A 15,291-nucleotide genomic window follows, 5' to 3' on the forward strand; every position below is an offset into this window, starting at 1 on the left:
TGCGGCGGGAACAGGCAGGCAGGTGCCTTACTCCGCCGGGACGCCGTAAAGGTCGTGATCGTCCGCATCCTCGATCAGGACGTTGAGGATGCTGCCGGGTTGCAGGCCTGCGTCCACATCGCGCAGGAAGACGTTGCCGTCGATTTCCGGCGCATCGGCCTGGCTGCGCGCGGTGGCGCCGACGGAGCCGTCTTCGTCCGCCTCGCCCACTTCATCGATGATGACGGGGAGCACGCGTCCGACCTTTGCCCGCAACCGGGCGGCCGAGATGGCGGCGGTCTTTTCCATGATCCGCTGATAGCGTTCTTCCTTGACCTCCTCCGGCACCGCTCCTGGCAGGTCGTTGGCCGCGGCGCCCTCAACCGGCTCGAAGCGGAAGGCGCCCACGCGGTCGAGCTGCGCCTCGTCCAGCCATTCGAGAAGATAATCGAAGTCCGCCTCCGTCTCGCCGGGAAAACCGACGACGAAGGAGGAACGGATCGCGATGTCGGGGCAGATCTCCCGCCATTTGCGGATGCGGTCCAGCACCTTCGCTTCGTTGGCCGGGCGCTTCATGGCCTTGAGCACCGAAGGGGCGGCATGCTGGAACGGAATGTCGAGATAGGGCGTCAGCAACCCATCGGCCATCAAGGGGATCACCTGATCCACATGGGGATAGGGATAGACATAGTGCAGCCGGACCCAGGCCGGCGCGCCTTCCGCGGTGCGAAGCTGGCCCAGTTCGCGCGCCAGGTCGGTCATGTGCGCGCGCACCTCGCGACCCTTCCACTGGCGCGCCTCATGCCGCGTGTCGACGCCATAGGCCGAGGTGTCCTGGCTGATGATCAGCAGTTCCTTCGTGCCGGCATGCACCAGCTTCTCCGCCTCGCGCAGCACGGCGTCGATGCGCCGGCTGACCAGGTCGCCGCGCAGGGAGGGAATGATGCAGAAGGAGCAGCGGTGGTTGCACCCTTCCGAAATCTTCAGATAGCTGTAGTGGCGCGGCGTCAGCTTCAGGCCGCCCTCAGGCACCAGGTCGACAAAGGCGTTGGGGATGGGGGGGGAGGCTTCATGGACGGCGTTGACGACCGCCTCATATTGGTGCGCCCCGGTGACGGCCAGCACCTGCGGGAATTTCTGGCGGATCAGTTCCGCCTCATTGCCCATGCAGCCAGTGACGATGACGCGGCCATTCTCCGCAATCGCCTCCCCAATGGCCTCAAGTGATTCTTCCTTGGCCGAATCGAGAAATCCGCAGGTGTTGACCAGCACGACGTCTGCGCCGGCATAGTCGGCGGACATCTGATAGCCGTCGGAACGCAGCTTGGTCAGGATGCGCTCGCTGTCGACCAGCGCCTTGGGACAGCCCAGCGACACCATGCCGACCTTCGGCGCTTCGGGAATTTTGGTTGCCATGATCGCCGCGCACATAGGGATTTTTGCGGCCAATGTCACGGGGGCAGGACGTCAGGGCAGGGAACGGGCTTTTCCCGCAGCATCGCCCTGCACGATTTCCATGATCAGGTCGCCGGTTTGAAGCTTCGCCGCGGCTTCCTCCCAGAAGCCGATGGCGCGATCATCGCGATAGATCCGCACGCCCAATCCTGTGGCGATGGCGGAAAGTGGTCGCCCGATCTCCTCCGGCAGCACGGCGCGTTCGTTGAGCTTCACCCGACCGCCGGAAGCGGCAAGGTCCGACATGTAATCGGCGATGTGCTGGCCGCTGGTGCTGCCCGCCAGCAGCAGCCCTGCGAAGCTCACGGGATTGATCACGGTGGTCGCGCCGGCCTGCCGCGCGGGCAGTTCATTGTCCTCGTTGCGGACGACGATGCTGATGGGCAGGCGAGGGGCTAGATGCCGCGCCGTCAGAGTGATGAGGATCGAGGTGTCGTCACGCCCGGCCGATACGATCATCGTCCGCGCCCGGTGAATCGCGACATCGTTCAGTGTCCGGTCCCTCGTTGAATCGCCGCACAGCACGTTGCAGCCCAGCGCCTCGGCCTCTGCCAGCGCCTTCTCGACAGGATCGACCACCACGATTTCGCGCGGGTCGACGCCGCGCGCCAGCAATTCGCGCACAGCCTCGGCCCCGCTGGTGCCAAAGCCGGTGACGACGATATGATTGTGCAGATCGGCCTGAATGCGAGCCATGCGCCACCTGTAGAGTATGTTGCGGAAAAAGAGATTATAGGCGGTGCCGAGGAAGATGAGCCAGACGAACAGGCGGATCGGCGTCACCAGCAATGCTTCGAACAGCCGTGCTTCCGGGCTGACCGGCACGATGTCGCCATAGCCGACCGTCGTCACGGTGACCGTGGTGAAGTAAAGCACGTCGACGAAGCTGATCTTGTCGTCCAGATTGTCCTTCAGCCCGTCGCGACCGACCCAGTGGATCAGCAACACCAGCCCGATCAGGCCGAACACCAGCGCCACCCGCCAGGTGAGATCGGCCCATATCGGCAGCGAAGACCGTCGCCGCAGAAAGCCCACCGTGCTTGACGGGGGGCGGACGGGTCCGATCCTCATCGGTCCCGGCTCCGGTCGGCATGCCTCCGGTCGGCATGCCTCCGGTCGGCATGGCTCATTCGGCCAGTTCGTCCCTCGCTCCCGGTTTCTCCCTCGATCATGATCCACCCCGAACATCGGCAAACATGGAACGCCATCCCGTGTGAGCGGGATCCAGTGCCCTGACCGATCGGCGTCTCGACAGCTTGCGTGCCGACGCGTCCGCCAATCTAGGCCCCGAAGGCCTGTGCCGTCGCCGCCATGGCGCTGTCCTGCGTCAGATCATAATGCAGCGGCGTCACGGTTACATAGCCCTCGGCGATGGCGGCGAGATCGCTGCCTTCCGGCACGGCGTCGCTTTTTCCAAGGCCGAACCAGTAATAGTCGTAGCCGCGCGGGTCGGTGCCGCGGATGATCCTTGTCCGGTCCACATCATGAAAGCCCTGCCGCGTCACGCGAATGCCGTTCACCGCTTCGGGGTCGATCGCCGGGAAGTTGACATTGAACAGCAGCCGGGGACTGGCCGGCATGGCGATCAGTGGGCGCAACACCCGCTCGCCCCAGGTCCGCGCCGCAGCGAAAGGCACGGCTTCGCCCGTGCCCTCCCGCGCATGGACCTGACTGAGCGCGATCGACTTGATTCCGGAAATCGCGCCCTCCATCGCAGCGGAGACGGTGCCCGAATAGGTCACGTCCTCCGCCAGATTGGCGCCGTGATTGACGCCGGACAGCAGCAGATCGGGCTTGGCATCCTTCATCAAATGGCCGACCGCCATCATCACCGCGTCGGTTGGCGTGCCGGTGACGCTGAAATGCTTCTCCCCATGCTGGCGAATGCGCAACGGCCGCGTCAGCGTCAGGCTGTGGCCGGCGCCGGATTGCTCCTCGCTGGGCGCGACGATCCAGATGTCGTCGGACAGCGTCCGGGCGATCTCTTCCAGCACCGTCAGGCCCGGCGCATGGACTCCGTCATCATTGGTGAGCAGGATGCGCATATGCCTGAATTCCAATCCTTTGGGCGCAGGAAAATTACCGGGGCTGCAACCGCGACACGCCGCCCATATAGGGCGCCAGCACCTCCGGCACGATCACGCTGCCGTCCTTCTGCTGATAATTTTCCAGCACGGCGACCAGCGTGCGCCCGACGGCCAGGCCCGAGCCGTTCAACGTGTGCAGGAAGCGGGTCTGCTTCTCGCCCTCCGGCTTGTAGCGGGCATTCATCCGCCGCGCCTGGAAATCCCCGCAATTGGAGACGGAGCTGATCTCCCTATAGGTCTGCTGACTGGGCAGCCATACCTCCAGGTCCCAGGTCTTGCGCGCGCCAAAGCCCATGTCGCCGGTGCAGAGCAGCACCTTTCGATAGGGCAGGCCCAGCGCCTGCAACACGCCCTCTGCCGCTGCGCACATGCGCTCATGCTCACCCTCCGACTCCTCGGGCTTGCAGATCGCGACCAGCTCGACCTTTTCGAACTGATGCTGCCGGATGAAGCCGCGCGTGTCGCGTCCCGCCGACCCCGCTTCCGACCGGAAGCAGGGTGTCAGCGCCGTTAGGCGCAGTGGCAGGGTCTCCACCGGCACGATCTGTTCGCGCACCAGATTGGTGAGGGAAACCTCCGCCGTCGGGATCAGCCAGCGGCCATCGGTGGTCCTGAACAGATCCTCCGCAAATTTCGGCAATTGTCCCGTACCGAACAGTGCCTCATCCTTCACCAGCAGGGGCGGATTGACCTCTTCATAGCCATTTTCGCCCGACTGGCGGTCGAGCATGAACTGCGCCAGTGCCCGATGCAGCCGCGCCATCTTCCCGCGCAGCGCCGTGAACCGCGCGCCGGACAAGGCGGCGCCGCCTTCGAAATCCAGACCCAAAGCCGGGCCGAAATCCGCATGATCCTGTGGCGCGAAGGAGAAGCTCCTCGGCTCGCCCCAGCGCGCCACTTCGACATTCTGCGTCTCGTCCTCGCCCAACGGCACGTCGTCCGCAGGCAGGTTGGGGATCGCTGCCAATCGCGCAGTCAGAGCGTCTCCGATTTCCCGGTCCTCCGCCTCCAGCGCGGGCAGGCTCTCCTTGAGCGCTCCCACTTCGGCTTTCAGCGCGTCGGCCGTCGCCATGTCCTTCTGCGCCATGGCCTGGCCGATGGCCTTGCTCGCCTCATTGCGGCGCGCCTGCCCCTGTTGCAGCGCCGTCTTGATCGCGCGGCTCCGTTCGTCGAGCGCCAGCAACTCGGCGCTCAGCGGTTCGAGTCCGCGCCGGGCCAGGCCAGCGTCGAAAGCGGCGGGATTTTCGCGAAGGAAACGAATGTCGTGCATGGGTCAGCCCTATGCCGTTCTGCGACCAGCCGCGCAACCCTGCACACCGTCGTCCGTTGGTCCTGAAATCGGGCGTCAGGAAGAAAGGATAGGGACGATGCAGATAGACCATGATGCGATGGTACTGGTGGCGGACGGGCGCAAGATGCTGTTCTTTCGCAACAAGGGCAGTCCCGCCTTCCCAAATCTGGAAACGGAGGAGGTGAAGCAGCAGGACAATCCGCCCGATCGCGAGCAGGCATCCGACGGCACGGGGCGGGGACCCAATTCGGTCGGCAGCCATCGCGGGTCGGTGGAGCAGACCAATTTCCATGATCTGGAAGAGGCGCGTTTTGCCGCGGAAGCGGCCGAACTGCTCAAGCGAAGGGCGCTCGCCAATGATTTTGAAAAGCTGATCGTCGTCGCGCCGCCCACTGCCCTGGGCGAGATGCGCAAACATTATCACAAGGAAGTGCAGAGCCGGCTGGTGGGTGAGATCGCCAAGGATCTGTCGAACCACCCCGTGCCGGAAATCGAGCGGATCATCGCGACGAGCTGAAACCCGATCCGGCCGGCCGTCCCCCCGGAGTGCCGGCCGGATCGCCCCGCGGTTAACCCTCGGCGCCTGCCTTGGCGCGTGCGAAACGCTTGCGCGCCAGCAGGGCGGCGGCGCCCGCCCCGAACAGCAGCACCATTGGCGGTGCCGGCACATCGGTCGGCGGCGGCGGATGATGATGGTCGCCGCCCGACGAGCTGGAAGAGGATGAGGAGGAAGTCGACGATGACGTCGAACTGCTGGTCGAGGAACTGCTCGAGGAGGAGCTGGACGTGGAGCTCGACGTCGACGAACTGCTCGTCACATTGCCGCTGGACGTGGAGACGTTGCCCGACGAGGTCGAGACATTGCCGGAGGAAGTCGACACATTGCCCGAAGAGGTCGAAACCCCGCCCGTGGACGTCGATACGCCTCCGGTCGAGGTGGACACGCCGCCCGTGGTAGAGCTGGTGGAACTGGTGATGCCGCCGGTCGAGCTGCTGGTGGAGGATATCACCACCGATCCGCCCGAACTGCCGCCGCTGCCGCCGAAGAAGCCGCCGAAAAATCCGCCGCCGCCAAAGCCGGGGCCGCCCGCCAGCACGACCGGCGCTCCACCACCGCCGCCGGACATGACCGGCATTTCCGCTGCCACTGCCGGTGCGGGCAGGGGAATGGGGGCGGCCTGGGTCGTGACATTCACCGTCTGCGGCGCGCAGGATACCGTTTTGACCACCCGCTGCACCTTGCGCACGGCATAATGCTTGCGCGGCGCTGCCTTGACGCTCTTCGTGCTCTGGACCCCTGCCGGACGCGCGCTTTCGGCGACATGGACCGCGCCACCGCCGATGATCGCTCCCCCGGCGGCGCAAGCGCATAATTTAGCCAATGCCATCCGTACCGACATAGGTTCCACTCTTGTTTGTTTTCGGCCCTGCAATCTTGCCACTGCGCTGCAGTAACGGAAGCGGGGCCTTCCCTATTGCTAACAACGCAAAATAAAGCGTTAACTTCAACGGCGTTAACTCTGAATATCGATGCCAAGTCGAGGAAAAAACTAATAAATTATGATCATATATGGTTAACGTCCCATAGTGAGACGAAGCCCCGCCGCATGGTTGATGCGGCTCGTCCATTTTCTTTTATCATTGGTCCATGCCCGGGAATCGCGATTTTTCGTGGATAAGCGCGCGGCGGGCAGCCCGTACCACGATTGCCCGCTTGTCTCAGGCCTTGACGCTGGCTATTAGGCGCCGTCAACCACAAGTCACGGATACCCCGGCACTTTCAGCACCGGGGGTCCCGCGAGTCGGAGAGCCAGATGGCATCGGTCCTGAATTCCGATAAAGACGGCCCAAATCCGCCGAAATCGGCTGTAATACTCCCGCCCGACTATCGTCCTTCCGCAGACGAAGAGTTCATGAACCCGCTCCAGCTGGAATATTTTCGGCAGCGCCTGTGGGACTGGAAGAAGCAGATATTGGCCGAAGCGGAAGGGACATTGGCGGTCCTGCAGAATGAGCCCCTTCGCGAACCCGACCTCAACGACCGCGCTTCGAGCGAGACCGACTGGTCGATCGAACTGCGCACACGCGACCGCCAGCGCAAGCTCATCTCCAAGATCGATGCCGCGCTCCGTCGCATCGATGAGGGCGAATATGGATATTGCGAAGTGACCGGTGAACCGATTTCGCTGGGCCGCCTGGAGGCCCGGCCGATCGCGACCATGACGGTCGAGGCGCAGGAACGGCACGAGCGGCAGGAAAAAGTCTCTCGCGACGATTAACCTTTTGTCCATGCCGCCATGGCAGGGTCGCCTGGAATTTCCAGTGATCTTGCAGGGCGTTATTGATGGATAGCAATCAGGATGGTGATGCCCGTGGCCCGGCGCGTTCCGGCCCGCGCGACAGTCTTTTCCTGCTTACCAACCTGAGTTCGGCGGACGGCGCTCCGCTCGGCCGCGCCCGTGTCCGTAACCTTTCCGCGACGGGCCTCATGGCTGATTGCGAACGCATCATACCTAACGGTCTGAATGTCCGCTTCGATCTGCGCGGCATCGGACAGGTCACAGGTTCGGTGGTCTGGTCGCGGGAAGACCGGGTCGGCATTGCGTTCGATGTGGCGATCGATCCTCAACTTGCGCGGCGTCCCACGTCCGCGTCGCCCGGTCAGTTGACCGTGCCTGATTATCTGCGCCAGCGGCGGTTTGTGCGCTGATCTTTTTCAGGCGCTTTCTGAAAACGCGTCCCCCAATCCGGCCTGAATAAGCCGGCGGACGAGGGTGCCAATGCTCAGCTACCTGGGATCACCCGTTTCCCGTCGTGCAAAGAAAAAGCTCCGCAGGCTCATCAGCCCCGGAGCTGTTCGGTTCACCGCTTTGGAAAGGGCAGGATCAGCGGCAAAACGACCGCCGATCCATGCCTTTCACGCAGGCGTCACCGCTGTCAGTGTTGCGCCTCCATTTCCTCCTTCAGCCGCAGCTTCTGCTTCTTGAGCGAGGCGACAAGGATCGCATCAGGCATGGGACGACTCGTCTCCGCCTTGATTCGCGCCTCAAGCCCGGCATGCTTGGCCGAAAGAGCTGAAATGTGGCTATTTTCCATGACATTCTCCTTACGAGGGCAATGGATGAACGAGTAGATCATGATTCGCTGGCCTTGTCTTCGGTCGATTCGTGCTTTGCGGCAGGCCGCGTTGAAATTTGCGATGGTTCGTGCGGGTCTGCCGGGCTATCAGGAGGCGATGGGACGGCAATGGGTGCGAAAGTAGGTGTATGGTGAGCCGCGAAGACATCATGCGTCGGCTGGAATTGCTGCGAATCGAACATCGCGATCTGGACGGCGCGATCAGTGCCCTTGTGGAGTCCGGTTCGGGCGATCAGATGCAGGTTGCGCGCCTGAAGAAGCGCAAATTGCGCCTGCGCGACGAAATGGCGTTGCTGGAAGATCAACTCGTTCCCGATATCATAGCCTGAGCGGCAGGAAATTGTAGTTAATGCCTGTCCCATTGATCCCGAATGAGACAATTCGCGGTTAACGGCGGCGGATCGGGACTGACAAGTCGCCTGCTCTATGCCACATATCCGCCATGAAACTCGCCGCTTCTCTTGACCAGGCCCTGCATCGCCGTCTGGTCGATGGTCTGTACGTGGAAGCCATGGTCATGGCTGACGAAGCGCGCGCCTATTTCGACTTTCGCGATGGAGACGAACCGGAGGTTGACGATCCTGTTCGCCGCGTCGCCTTCGCCTGCGAATCGCTCAAGGTCACGACCCGCCTCATGCACATCATCGCCTGGTTGCTGAGCCAGCGCGCGTGGCAGCGCGGGGAGGTCAGCGATGCGGAGATGCGAGACGAGAAATATCGCCTCGGCCATGCCGCGATCACGGATCCGGCGGTCGCCGGCAGCTTTCCCTTCGCCGCTCGCGCTTTGATAGAGGCAAGCCAGGACCTTTACGAACGGGTCGCCCGCCTGCAGGATCGCATGGTGTATCCGCGCGCGCAGGCGGAGCCCAATCCGGCCCGCGCACTGATGGATCGCCTCAACGCCGCTTTCTGACGGGCGGTCCTGCTGAACCATTCCCATGTCTGACCCTGGGGTCGGCAGATGCTTTCGACCGGCTCGGAACGAACGGAGGTTGAAGGTCTGCTTTCCTCGCTCCAGGCACAATCGCGCACGGCCTGCCTCGCCATGTTGTTGGGGGCTGGCCATCCGCCCGATAACTGGTCTAGATCAGCGATATGAACATCGGTTTGCGGACCTGTCGCCGCATTTCAGGCCTGCCGCAAGCTGCTCTGCTCGTGCCGCTGCTCCTTCTCCTGCCCGTCGCGCATGCGCAGGAGAAGCCGCAGGCTGGCGCCCAACCCGTTCCCGATCAACCCGACCTCGATCCCGGTCTGGCGCCCATGCCCGACATCGGCGTCGCCTGGCCTGACATGGGGCAACCCGACATCGTGACGCCGATGGTCGAACTGCCGCCGCAGTCCGCCGACGCGCCGCAGCAGGCGACTGCCCCCGAAACCGCCGAGGAGCCGGAGGAGAAAGCCGCCACTTTTGCGGACACGGGGGAGGAGCGCCGCTATACGGTTGCACTGACCGGCGTTGAGGACATTGCCGACGACCAGTTCACGACCCGCTTCAACGAATTGTCGGCGCTGCGCCAGGGGGAGGGGAAGCCCGCCAACCTTGCCCAGATCAACCGCCGTATAAAGGAAGACAGCGACCTGCTGGATCGCCTGCTGCGCGCCAAGGGCTATTACGCCGCGCGCGTCCGGGGAGCGGCCGCTGCTCCGCCGGCGGGCAGCGACAGGCTGGCGGTCACGTTCCGCATCGTGCCGGGCGCGCGCTACCTGCTTTCGGCCGTCAACCTGACGGGCCTGGAAACCACGGGCGAGCGGGAGGCGAAATTGCGCGCTGCCTTCCCGCCCAAGGTCGGTGACCCGGTCGACGCCGACGCCATCCTTGCCGGCCAGCAATCCCTGGCGGTCGCACTGTTCGAAAACGGCTTTCCCTTCGGGAAGGTGGAGGAGCCGGAAGTCCGTATCGATCATGAGGAGCGCAAGGGCGACCTGGATATCGTCGTCAATCCGGGCGCATATCGCACCTTCGGCAGGATCGTCATGGCCAATGACGCGCTGTTCAGCGCCCGTCACGTCCAGCGCATAGCTCGTTTCCATCCGGGCGACACCTATATGGCCTCCGATGTCGAGGATCTGCGGCAGGCGTTGATCGCGACCGGCCTGGTTTCATCCCTGACCATGACTCCCAGGGATGCCGAGGACGGGGAGCATGTCGACCTGGCGATCGATGCCCGGCCGGCGCCGCTGCGGACCGTCGCCGGCGAACTGGGTTATGGCACGGGCGAGGGCTATCGCGCCGAACTGAGCTGGACCAATCGCAATTTCTTCCCGCCCGAGGGGTCGGTGACGGTGCGCGGCGTGCTCGGCACGCAGGAGCAGACAGCGTCCTTCACCTATCGCCGCAACAATTTCCGCCGACGCGACAATGTGCTGACGGGCCTGCTGTCCGTCAGCAATATCAAGCGTGATGCCTATGATGCGCGCACCATCACCCTGTCCGGCGTGCTGGAGCGGCAGACCAACATATTATTCCAGAAGAAATGGGTCTGGCGCATTGGCGGCGAACTGATCGCATCGGATGAAGCCGACGCGTTCAGCAACGGCAACCGTCGCACGTTCCTGATCAGCGCCATTCCGTTGAGCCTTACCTATGACGGCAGCGATGATCTGCTGAACCCCAGCAAGGGTTTCCGCCTCGGCGGCCGCCTCAGCCCCGAACTGTCTTTCCAGAACAGCACTTTCGGCTATGCCCGCGTGCAACTCGACGGCAGCGTCTATCAGCCGATGAGCGACCGCATCGTACTTGCTGCCCGCGCCCGCTTCGGCACGATCCTGGGGTCGACGGTTGACCGGATCGCGCCCTCTCGGCGCTTCTACGCAGGTGGCGGTGCGTCGGTGCGCGGTTATGGCTATCAGGCCATTGGTCCCCGCTACGGTCCCAATGACGATCCGGTGGGCGGAAAGAGCCTGGCGGAATTTTCGTTGGAATCGCGCATACGCTTCGGCAATTTCGGCGTCGTGCCCTTTGTCGATGCCGGCAACATCTCGGCCAGTTTCCTGCCGCGCTTTCGGGACCTGCGCATCGGCGCAGGCATGGGCTTGCGCTATTACAGCAGTTTCGGTCCGATCCGCATCGACCTGGGCACGCCGCTCAACCCGCAGTCTGGCGACCCGAAGATCGCGGTCTATGTTTCGCTGGGACAGGCCTTCTGATGGCTGACGAAGCGCCCGAAACGCAGCCGCCGCGTCGCCGCCGCGCCTGGGATGGCCGTTGGCAGCGCTGGGTCGCTGGCGTGCTCGCCGCGCTGCTGCTGATCGTCGCGGGTGCGCTTGCCTGGCTCGACACCGCGCCCGGGCATCGCTTCCTCATTTCCCGCATCGCCAGGATCAGTCCGCCTTCGGGCTTGCGTATACATGTCGACCGGATCGACGGCAGCATTTACCGAAAGGCCGTTCTTCTGGGCGTCACCCTGTCGGATCCCAAGGGGGCGTTCCTTGACGCGCCGCGCGTGGAGTTGGACTGGTGGCCCTTTGCGTGGCTTTCCAACCGGCTCGACATCGACCGCCTCTTCATTCCGCAGGCTACGCTGCACAAGCTGCCGAAGCTCAATCCCAGCGAACGGGAAGGGCCGATCCTGCCCGGTTTCGACATTCGCCTGATGCAATTTTCGGTCGGCCGCCTCACCCTGGAGCGGGGTATCACCGGCAAGCTACAGCAGGCGACGCTCTCAGGCGATGCCGATATTCGCGGCGGCCGCGCCATTATCGACCTTGCCGCCCGGGTGCTGAACGGGGAGGATGCGCTCAACCTCGCGCTCGACAGCCGTCCTGACGACGACAAGTTCGACCTGGACGTCACGGTGAATGCTCCCAGGGGCGGCGTGCTGGCGATCATGGCGGGCTTGAGACAGGACGCCAATCTTCGCATCCAGGGGAGGGGAAGCTGGACCCGCTGGGATGGTCGGCTGGCCGGTACGTTGGACGGCGATCCGGCGATCGACCTGCAGTTGACGGCTCGCAGCGGCGCCTATGCGGCCACCGGTACCCTCGAAGGGTCGGCCATGGCAGGGCAGGGCCTCGTCCAGCGTCTTTCCGCGCCGCGCCTTGCCATCCAGGCAAGCGGGTCGATGGCCGACCGTGTCATCGACGGCAAGATCTTGCTCCGTTCCGCCGCCATCCATCTCAGCGCGGACGGCGCCATCGACCTGCGCAACAATGCGCTCGACAACCTGCTGGTCGACGTGAAGCTGGCCCGTCCCCAGGCCTTGCTCAGGTCGATGGGGGGACGGGACGTTGCGGCGCGCGTCCGGCTGGATGGTCCGTTATCCGGCTTCGGCTATGAATATCTGCTCACCGCCAGACAGCTCGCCTTCGGCAAGACCGTGATCAACGACGTCCGTGCCGAGGGGAAGGGTCGCAAGGCCAAAGGGGGCGTCGCGCTGATCCCGCTCCACCTGCGTGCCCGCCGGCTCGACGGTCAAGGGCCGCTGGTGGAAGGCATCATCCGGAATTTCGAACTCAACGGCGTGCTGCAACTCAGGAACCAGCAGATCGTCAGCAATCCGATGACGGTGCGGTCCGACAAGCTGCGGGGCAAGCTGCTCTTCCTCGCCGACCTGAAATCCGGACGGTACGACATTGGCCTGGACGGTCAGGTCAGCGGCCTTGCCATTCGCGGCCTGGGCATTGTCGACCTGACGTCTAAGCTCCGCGCTGTCCCCGGCGCCAAAGGCGCCTTCTCCTTGAGCGGCGACGCGATGGCGCGGATGCGGCGGCTGGACAACAGCTTCCTGCGGTCGCTGGGGGGCGGCCTGCCCGTGCTGCGCAGCGGCCTGTCGCTGGGTCCGGACGGCCAGCTTCAGTTCACCAATCTCCGCCTTGACGCGCCGCTGTTGAAGCTGGCGGCCAAGGGCTATCGCCGTCGTGACGGCACGTTCCATTTCGAAGGCAGCGGTCAGCACAGAAGCTATGGCCCGCTGCGCCTGATCCTGGACGGCAAGATCGATCGCCCGACGGTCGATGTCGTCCTGCAAAGCCCGCTGAAGGCGCTCGGCGTCACGGACATGCACGCCCATCTGGTCCCCGATGCGGCGGGTTACGGCTTCACGGCGGAGGGCGGATCGACGCTCGGTCCCTTCACCGGCAATGGCGCGATCCTGCTGCCGCCGGGCGGCCAGGCGATCGTCCGCATCGCGCGGGTCACCGCATCGGGCGTCAGCGCCGGCGGTGACCTGCGCCCGGTGACAGGCGGGCTCGATGGCGTGCTGAACGTCGGTGGTCCGGTGACCGGTTCGATCGCCTTCGCCCCGGTAAATGGCGTCCAGCAATTGAAGCTGGCCCTGACCGCGACCGACGCCAGTTTCGATGGGCCGACCAGCATTGCCGTACGCCGGGGCAAGCTGGACGCGACAATCCTGCTTGACCCTTCGGGTACGACGATCAACGCGACGACGCAGGCGAGGGGCCTGCGCATCGGCGCCGTCCAGATCGGGCGCCTTGCCGCCAATGCCGATCTGGTCGACGGCAGCGGCAAGGTGACGGCCAGCCTTTCCGGCCAGCGCGGCCGCCTCTTCAACCTCAGCGGCGAGGCGCAGGTCACGCCCGACCGTATCCAGATCCAGGCCGGCGGCACCATCGACGAACGGCCCATCAAGCTCAATCGTCCGGCCCTCGTCAGCCGCACGCAGGACGGCTGGCGGCTCGACCCCGCCTCCATCAGCTTCGCGGGCGGTTCGCTCCAGCTTGGCGGTGAACTCAGCGGCGGGACGACCAGCATAGAGGCGCGGTTGCAGAAACTGCCGCTGTCGCTGCTCGATATCGCCTATGACGATCTGGGCCTGGGCGGCACGGCGACGGGCTCGCTCAGCTATGTGCACAGGCGGGGCGACATGCCGACGGGCAAGGCCGAACTGCGCGTGCGTGGTCTTTCCCGATCTGGCCTGTCGCTCAGTTCCCGTCCGGTCGATGCGGGCGTCAACGCGATCTTGACGCACGACCGGCTTGCCACGCGCATGGTCTTCGTGGCGAACGGCCAGACGATCGGCCGCGCGCAGGTGCTGCTGACGCCGCTCGGCTCGGAAGGCTCTTTGGTCGAGCGCCTCAATCGCGCGCCCCTCTTCGCGCAGCTTCGCTATAATGGCACTGCCGACACGCTCTGGCGCCTCACGGGGGTGGAGATTGTCGACATTTCCGGCCCCGTCAGCATCACTGCCGACGCGCGCGGCACGCTGGGCAATCCCGTCATTGCCGGATCGCTGGCAACCGACGCCGCGGCGATCAACAGCCCCGTCACCGGCATGCGGCTGCACGACGTCAAGGCCCGCGGCCGCTTCTCCGGCGCGCAGCTCGTCATGACCAGTTTCAGCGCAGCCGCGCAAAATGGCGGGACGGTTACGGGTACGGGCAGCTTCACCTTCAAGGGCATAGCGGGCGTCGGGATGGACCTGCGCCTCCAGGCGGAAAATGCCGCGCTGCTGGAACGGGACGACATTGCCGCTACCGTGACAGGCCCCATCACGATCATTTCCACGGGCAAGGGCGGCACCATCGGTGGCGACCTGATCCTCAACCGCAGCCGCTTCACCATGGGGCGGGCGGCCGCCGTCGCGCAAATTCCGGAACTGCGCGTGATCGAAACCAATCGTCGCGGCGACGAGCTGGAGCGACCGCGCACCAGCATTCCCTGGAACCTCGCCATCAAGGCGCGCGCCCGCAACCGCCTGACCGTCACCGGCCTCGGCCTGGAGAGCGAGTGGCGTGCCGACCTGGACATTGGCGGCACCGTCACCAGCCCGGCCATCGCTGGTACGGCCGACCTCGTCCGGGGCACCTATGATTTTGCCGGCCGCCGCTTCGACCTGAGGGAAGGGAAGATCCAGTTCGATGGCCGCACCCCGGTCAATCCGACGCTCGACATTGATGCAGAGGCGAATGTCAGCGACCTGACCGCCACCATCCATGTCGGCGGCACGGGCCTCAAACCCGTGATCAGCTTCACCAGCGTGCCCGCGCTGCCGCAGGACGAGCTGCTGTCCCGGATCCTGTTCGGCACGTCGATCACCAGCCTGTCCGCGCCCGAAGCGCTGCAACTCGCGTCGGCGGTGGGTTCGCTCCAGGGACAAGGTGGCCTGGATCCGATCAATGCGGTGCGCAAGGCGGCGGGGCTCGACCGGCTCCGCATCATTCCTGCCGACCCGACGCAGGGCCAGGGAACATCGATCGCGGCGGGCAAATATCTGACCCGCAAGACCTATGTGGAGCTGATCACCGACGGTCAGGGCTATTCCGCCACCCGCATCGAATATCAGGTCACTCGTTGGCTGTCGCTGCTTGCCGCCATCTCCACCCTGGGCCGCGAAAGCGCCAATGTGCGCATTTCGAAGGATTATTGAGCGCGGCCGATTGCCG

13 protein-coding genes are annotated in these 15,291 nt (G+C 64.6%); 7 read left to right on the top strand and 6 right to left on the bottom strand.

What is annotated here, in order from left to right; translation table 11 throughout:
* Positions 1–27 precede the first annotated feature (27 nt).
* The 4 genes from rimO to serS form a co-directional block, all read right to left on the bottom strand.
* Positions 28–1,410, bottom strand: coding sequence for a 30S ribosomal protein S12 methylthiotransferase RimO (rimO, locus tag MRBLSP13_RS08040; RefSeq protein ID WP_363735257.1), 1,383 nt, complete (start codon positions 1,408–1,410; stop codon positions 28–30).
* A 36-nt stretch (positions 1,411–1,446) separates the two neighbouring features.
* A complete protein-coding gene (locus MRBLSP13_RS08045; RefSeq protein ID WP_363735255.1) occupies positions 1,447–2,505 on the bottom strand; it encodes a potassium channel family protein in 1,059 nt (352 codons plus the stop codon).
* A gap of 209 nt (positions 2,506–2,714) precedes the next feature.
* The gene (surE, locus tag MRBLSP13_RS08050; protein WP_363735254.1) at positions 2,715–3,479 is read right to left on the bottom strand and encodes a 5'/3'-nucleotidase SurE; all 765 of its coding nucleotides are present in this window, start codon (positions 3,477–3,479) and stop codon (positions 2,715–2,717) included.
* 34 nt (positions 3,480–3,513) lie between these two features.
* Positions 3,514–4,791, bottom strand: a complete 1,278-nt coding sequence (gene serS, locus MRBLSP13_RS08055) for a serine--tRNA ligase (protein ID WP_363735253.1) — start codon at positions 4,789–4,791, stop codon at positions 3,514–3,516.
* Between the two features lie 97 nt (positions 4,792–4,888).
* Between serS and MRBLSP13_RS08060 the strand changes: the two genes are divergently transcribed.
* Complete coding sequence (locus MRBLSP13_RS08060) at positions 4,889–5,329, top strand: host attachment family protein (protein WP_363735252.1); 441 nt, start codon at positions 4,889–4,891, stop codon at positions 5,327–5,329.
* 52 nt (positions 5,330–5,381) lie between these two features.
* On the opposite strand, the gene MRBLSP13_RS08065 is transcribed toward MRBLSP13_RS08060, so the two are convergent.
* Positions 5,382–6,212, bottom strand: coding sequence for a PEP-CTERM sorting domain-containing protein (locus MRBLSP13_RS08065; RefSeq protein ID WP_363753887.1), 831 nt, complete (start codon positions 6,210–6,212; stop codon positions 5,382–5,384).
* A 414-nt stretch (positions 6,213–6,626) separates the two neighbouring features.
* Between MRBLSP13_RS08065 and dksA the strand changes: the two genes are divergently transcribed.
* On the top strand, positions 6,627–7,091 hold the full coding sequence (gene dksA / locus MRBLSP13_RS08070; protein WP_133651719.1) for an RNA polymerase-binding protein DksA: 465 nt from the start codon (positions 6,627–6,629) through the stop codon (positions 7,089–7,091).
* Positions 7,092–7,156: 65 nt separating this feature from the next.
* On the top strand, positions 7,157–7,522 hold the full coding sequence (locus MRBLSP13_RS08075; RefSeq protein ID WP_363735249.1) for a PilZ domain-containing protein: 366 nt from the start codon (positions 7,157–7,159) through the stop codon (positions 7,520–7,522).
* 227 nt (positions 7,523–7,749) lie between these two features.
* On the opposite strand, the gene MRBLSP13_RS08080 is transcribed toward MRBLSP13_RS08075, so the two are convergent.
* Positions 7,750–7,908: a YdcH family protein gene (locus MRBLSP13_RS08080; RefSeq protein WP_007684009.1), complete on the bottom strand. Its 159-nt coding sequence runs from the start codon at positions 7,906–7,908 to the stop codon at positions 7,750–7,752.
* 191 nt (positions 7,909–8,099) lie between these two features.
* Here MRBLSP13_RS08080 and MRBLSP13_RS08085 point away from each other — a divergent pair, with 191 nt between their 5' ends.
* The 4 genes from MRBLSP13_RS08085 (at position 8,100) to MRBLSP13_RS08100 (ending at position 15,275) form a co-directional block, all read left to right on the top strand.
* Positions 8,100–8,279: a YdcH family protein gene (locus MRBLSP13_RS08085; RefSeq protein WP_133651978.1), complete on the top strand. Its 180-nt coding sequence runs from the start codon at positions 8,100–8,102 to the stop codon at positions 8,277–8,279.
* A 113-nt stretch (positions 8,280–8,392) separates the two neighbouring features.
* Positions 8,393–8,863: a DUF1465 family protein gene (locus MRBLSP13_RS08090; protein ID WP_133651721.1), complete on the top strand. Its 471-nt coding sequence runs from the start codon at positions 8,393–8,395 to the stop codon at positions 8,861–8,863.
* A gap of 182 nt (positions 8,864–9,045) precedes the next feature.
* Positions 9,046–11,097, top strand: coding sequence for an autotransporter assembly complex protein TamA (locus MRBLSP13_RS08095; RefSeq protein WP_363735248.1), 2,052 nt, complete (start codon positions 9,046–9,048; stop codon positions 11,095–11,097).
* Positions 11,097–15,275, top strand: a complete 4,179-nt coding sequence (locus MRBLSP13_RS08100; RefSeq protein ID WP_363735246.1) for a translocation/assembly module TamB domain-containing protein — start codon at positions 11,097–11,099, stop codon at positions 15,273–15,275. The genes MRBLSP13_RS08095 and MRBLSP13_RS08100 overlap by 1 nt, the downstream gene beginning before the upstream one ends.
* Positions 15,276–15,291 lie beyond the last annotated feature (16 nt).

The organism is Sphingobium sp. LSP13-1-1.1 (assembly GCF_040676415.1).
Lineage (GTDB): Bacteria > Pseudomonadota > Alphaproteobacteria > Sphingomonadales > Sphingomonadaceae > Sphingobium.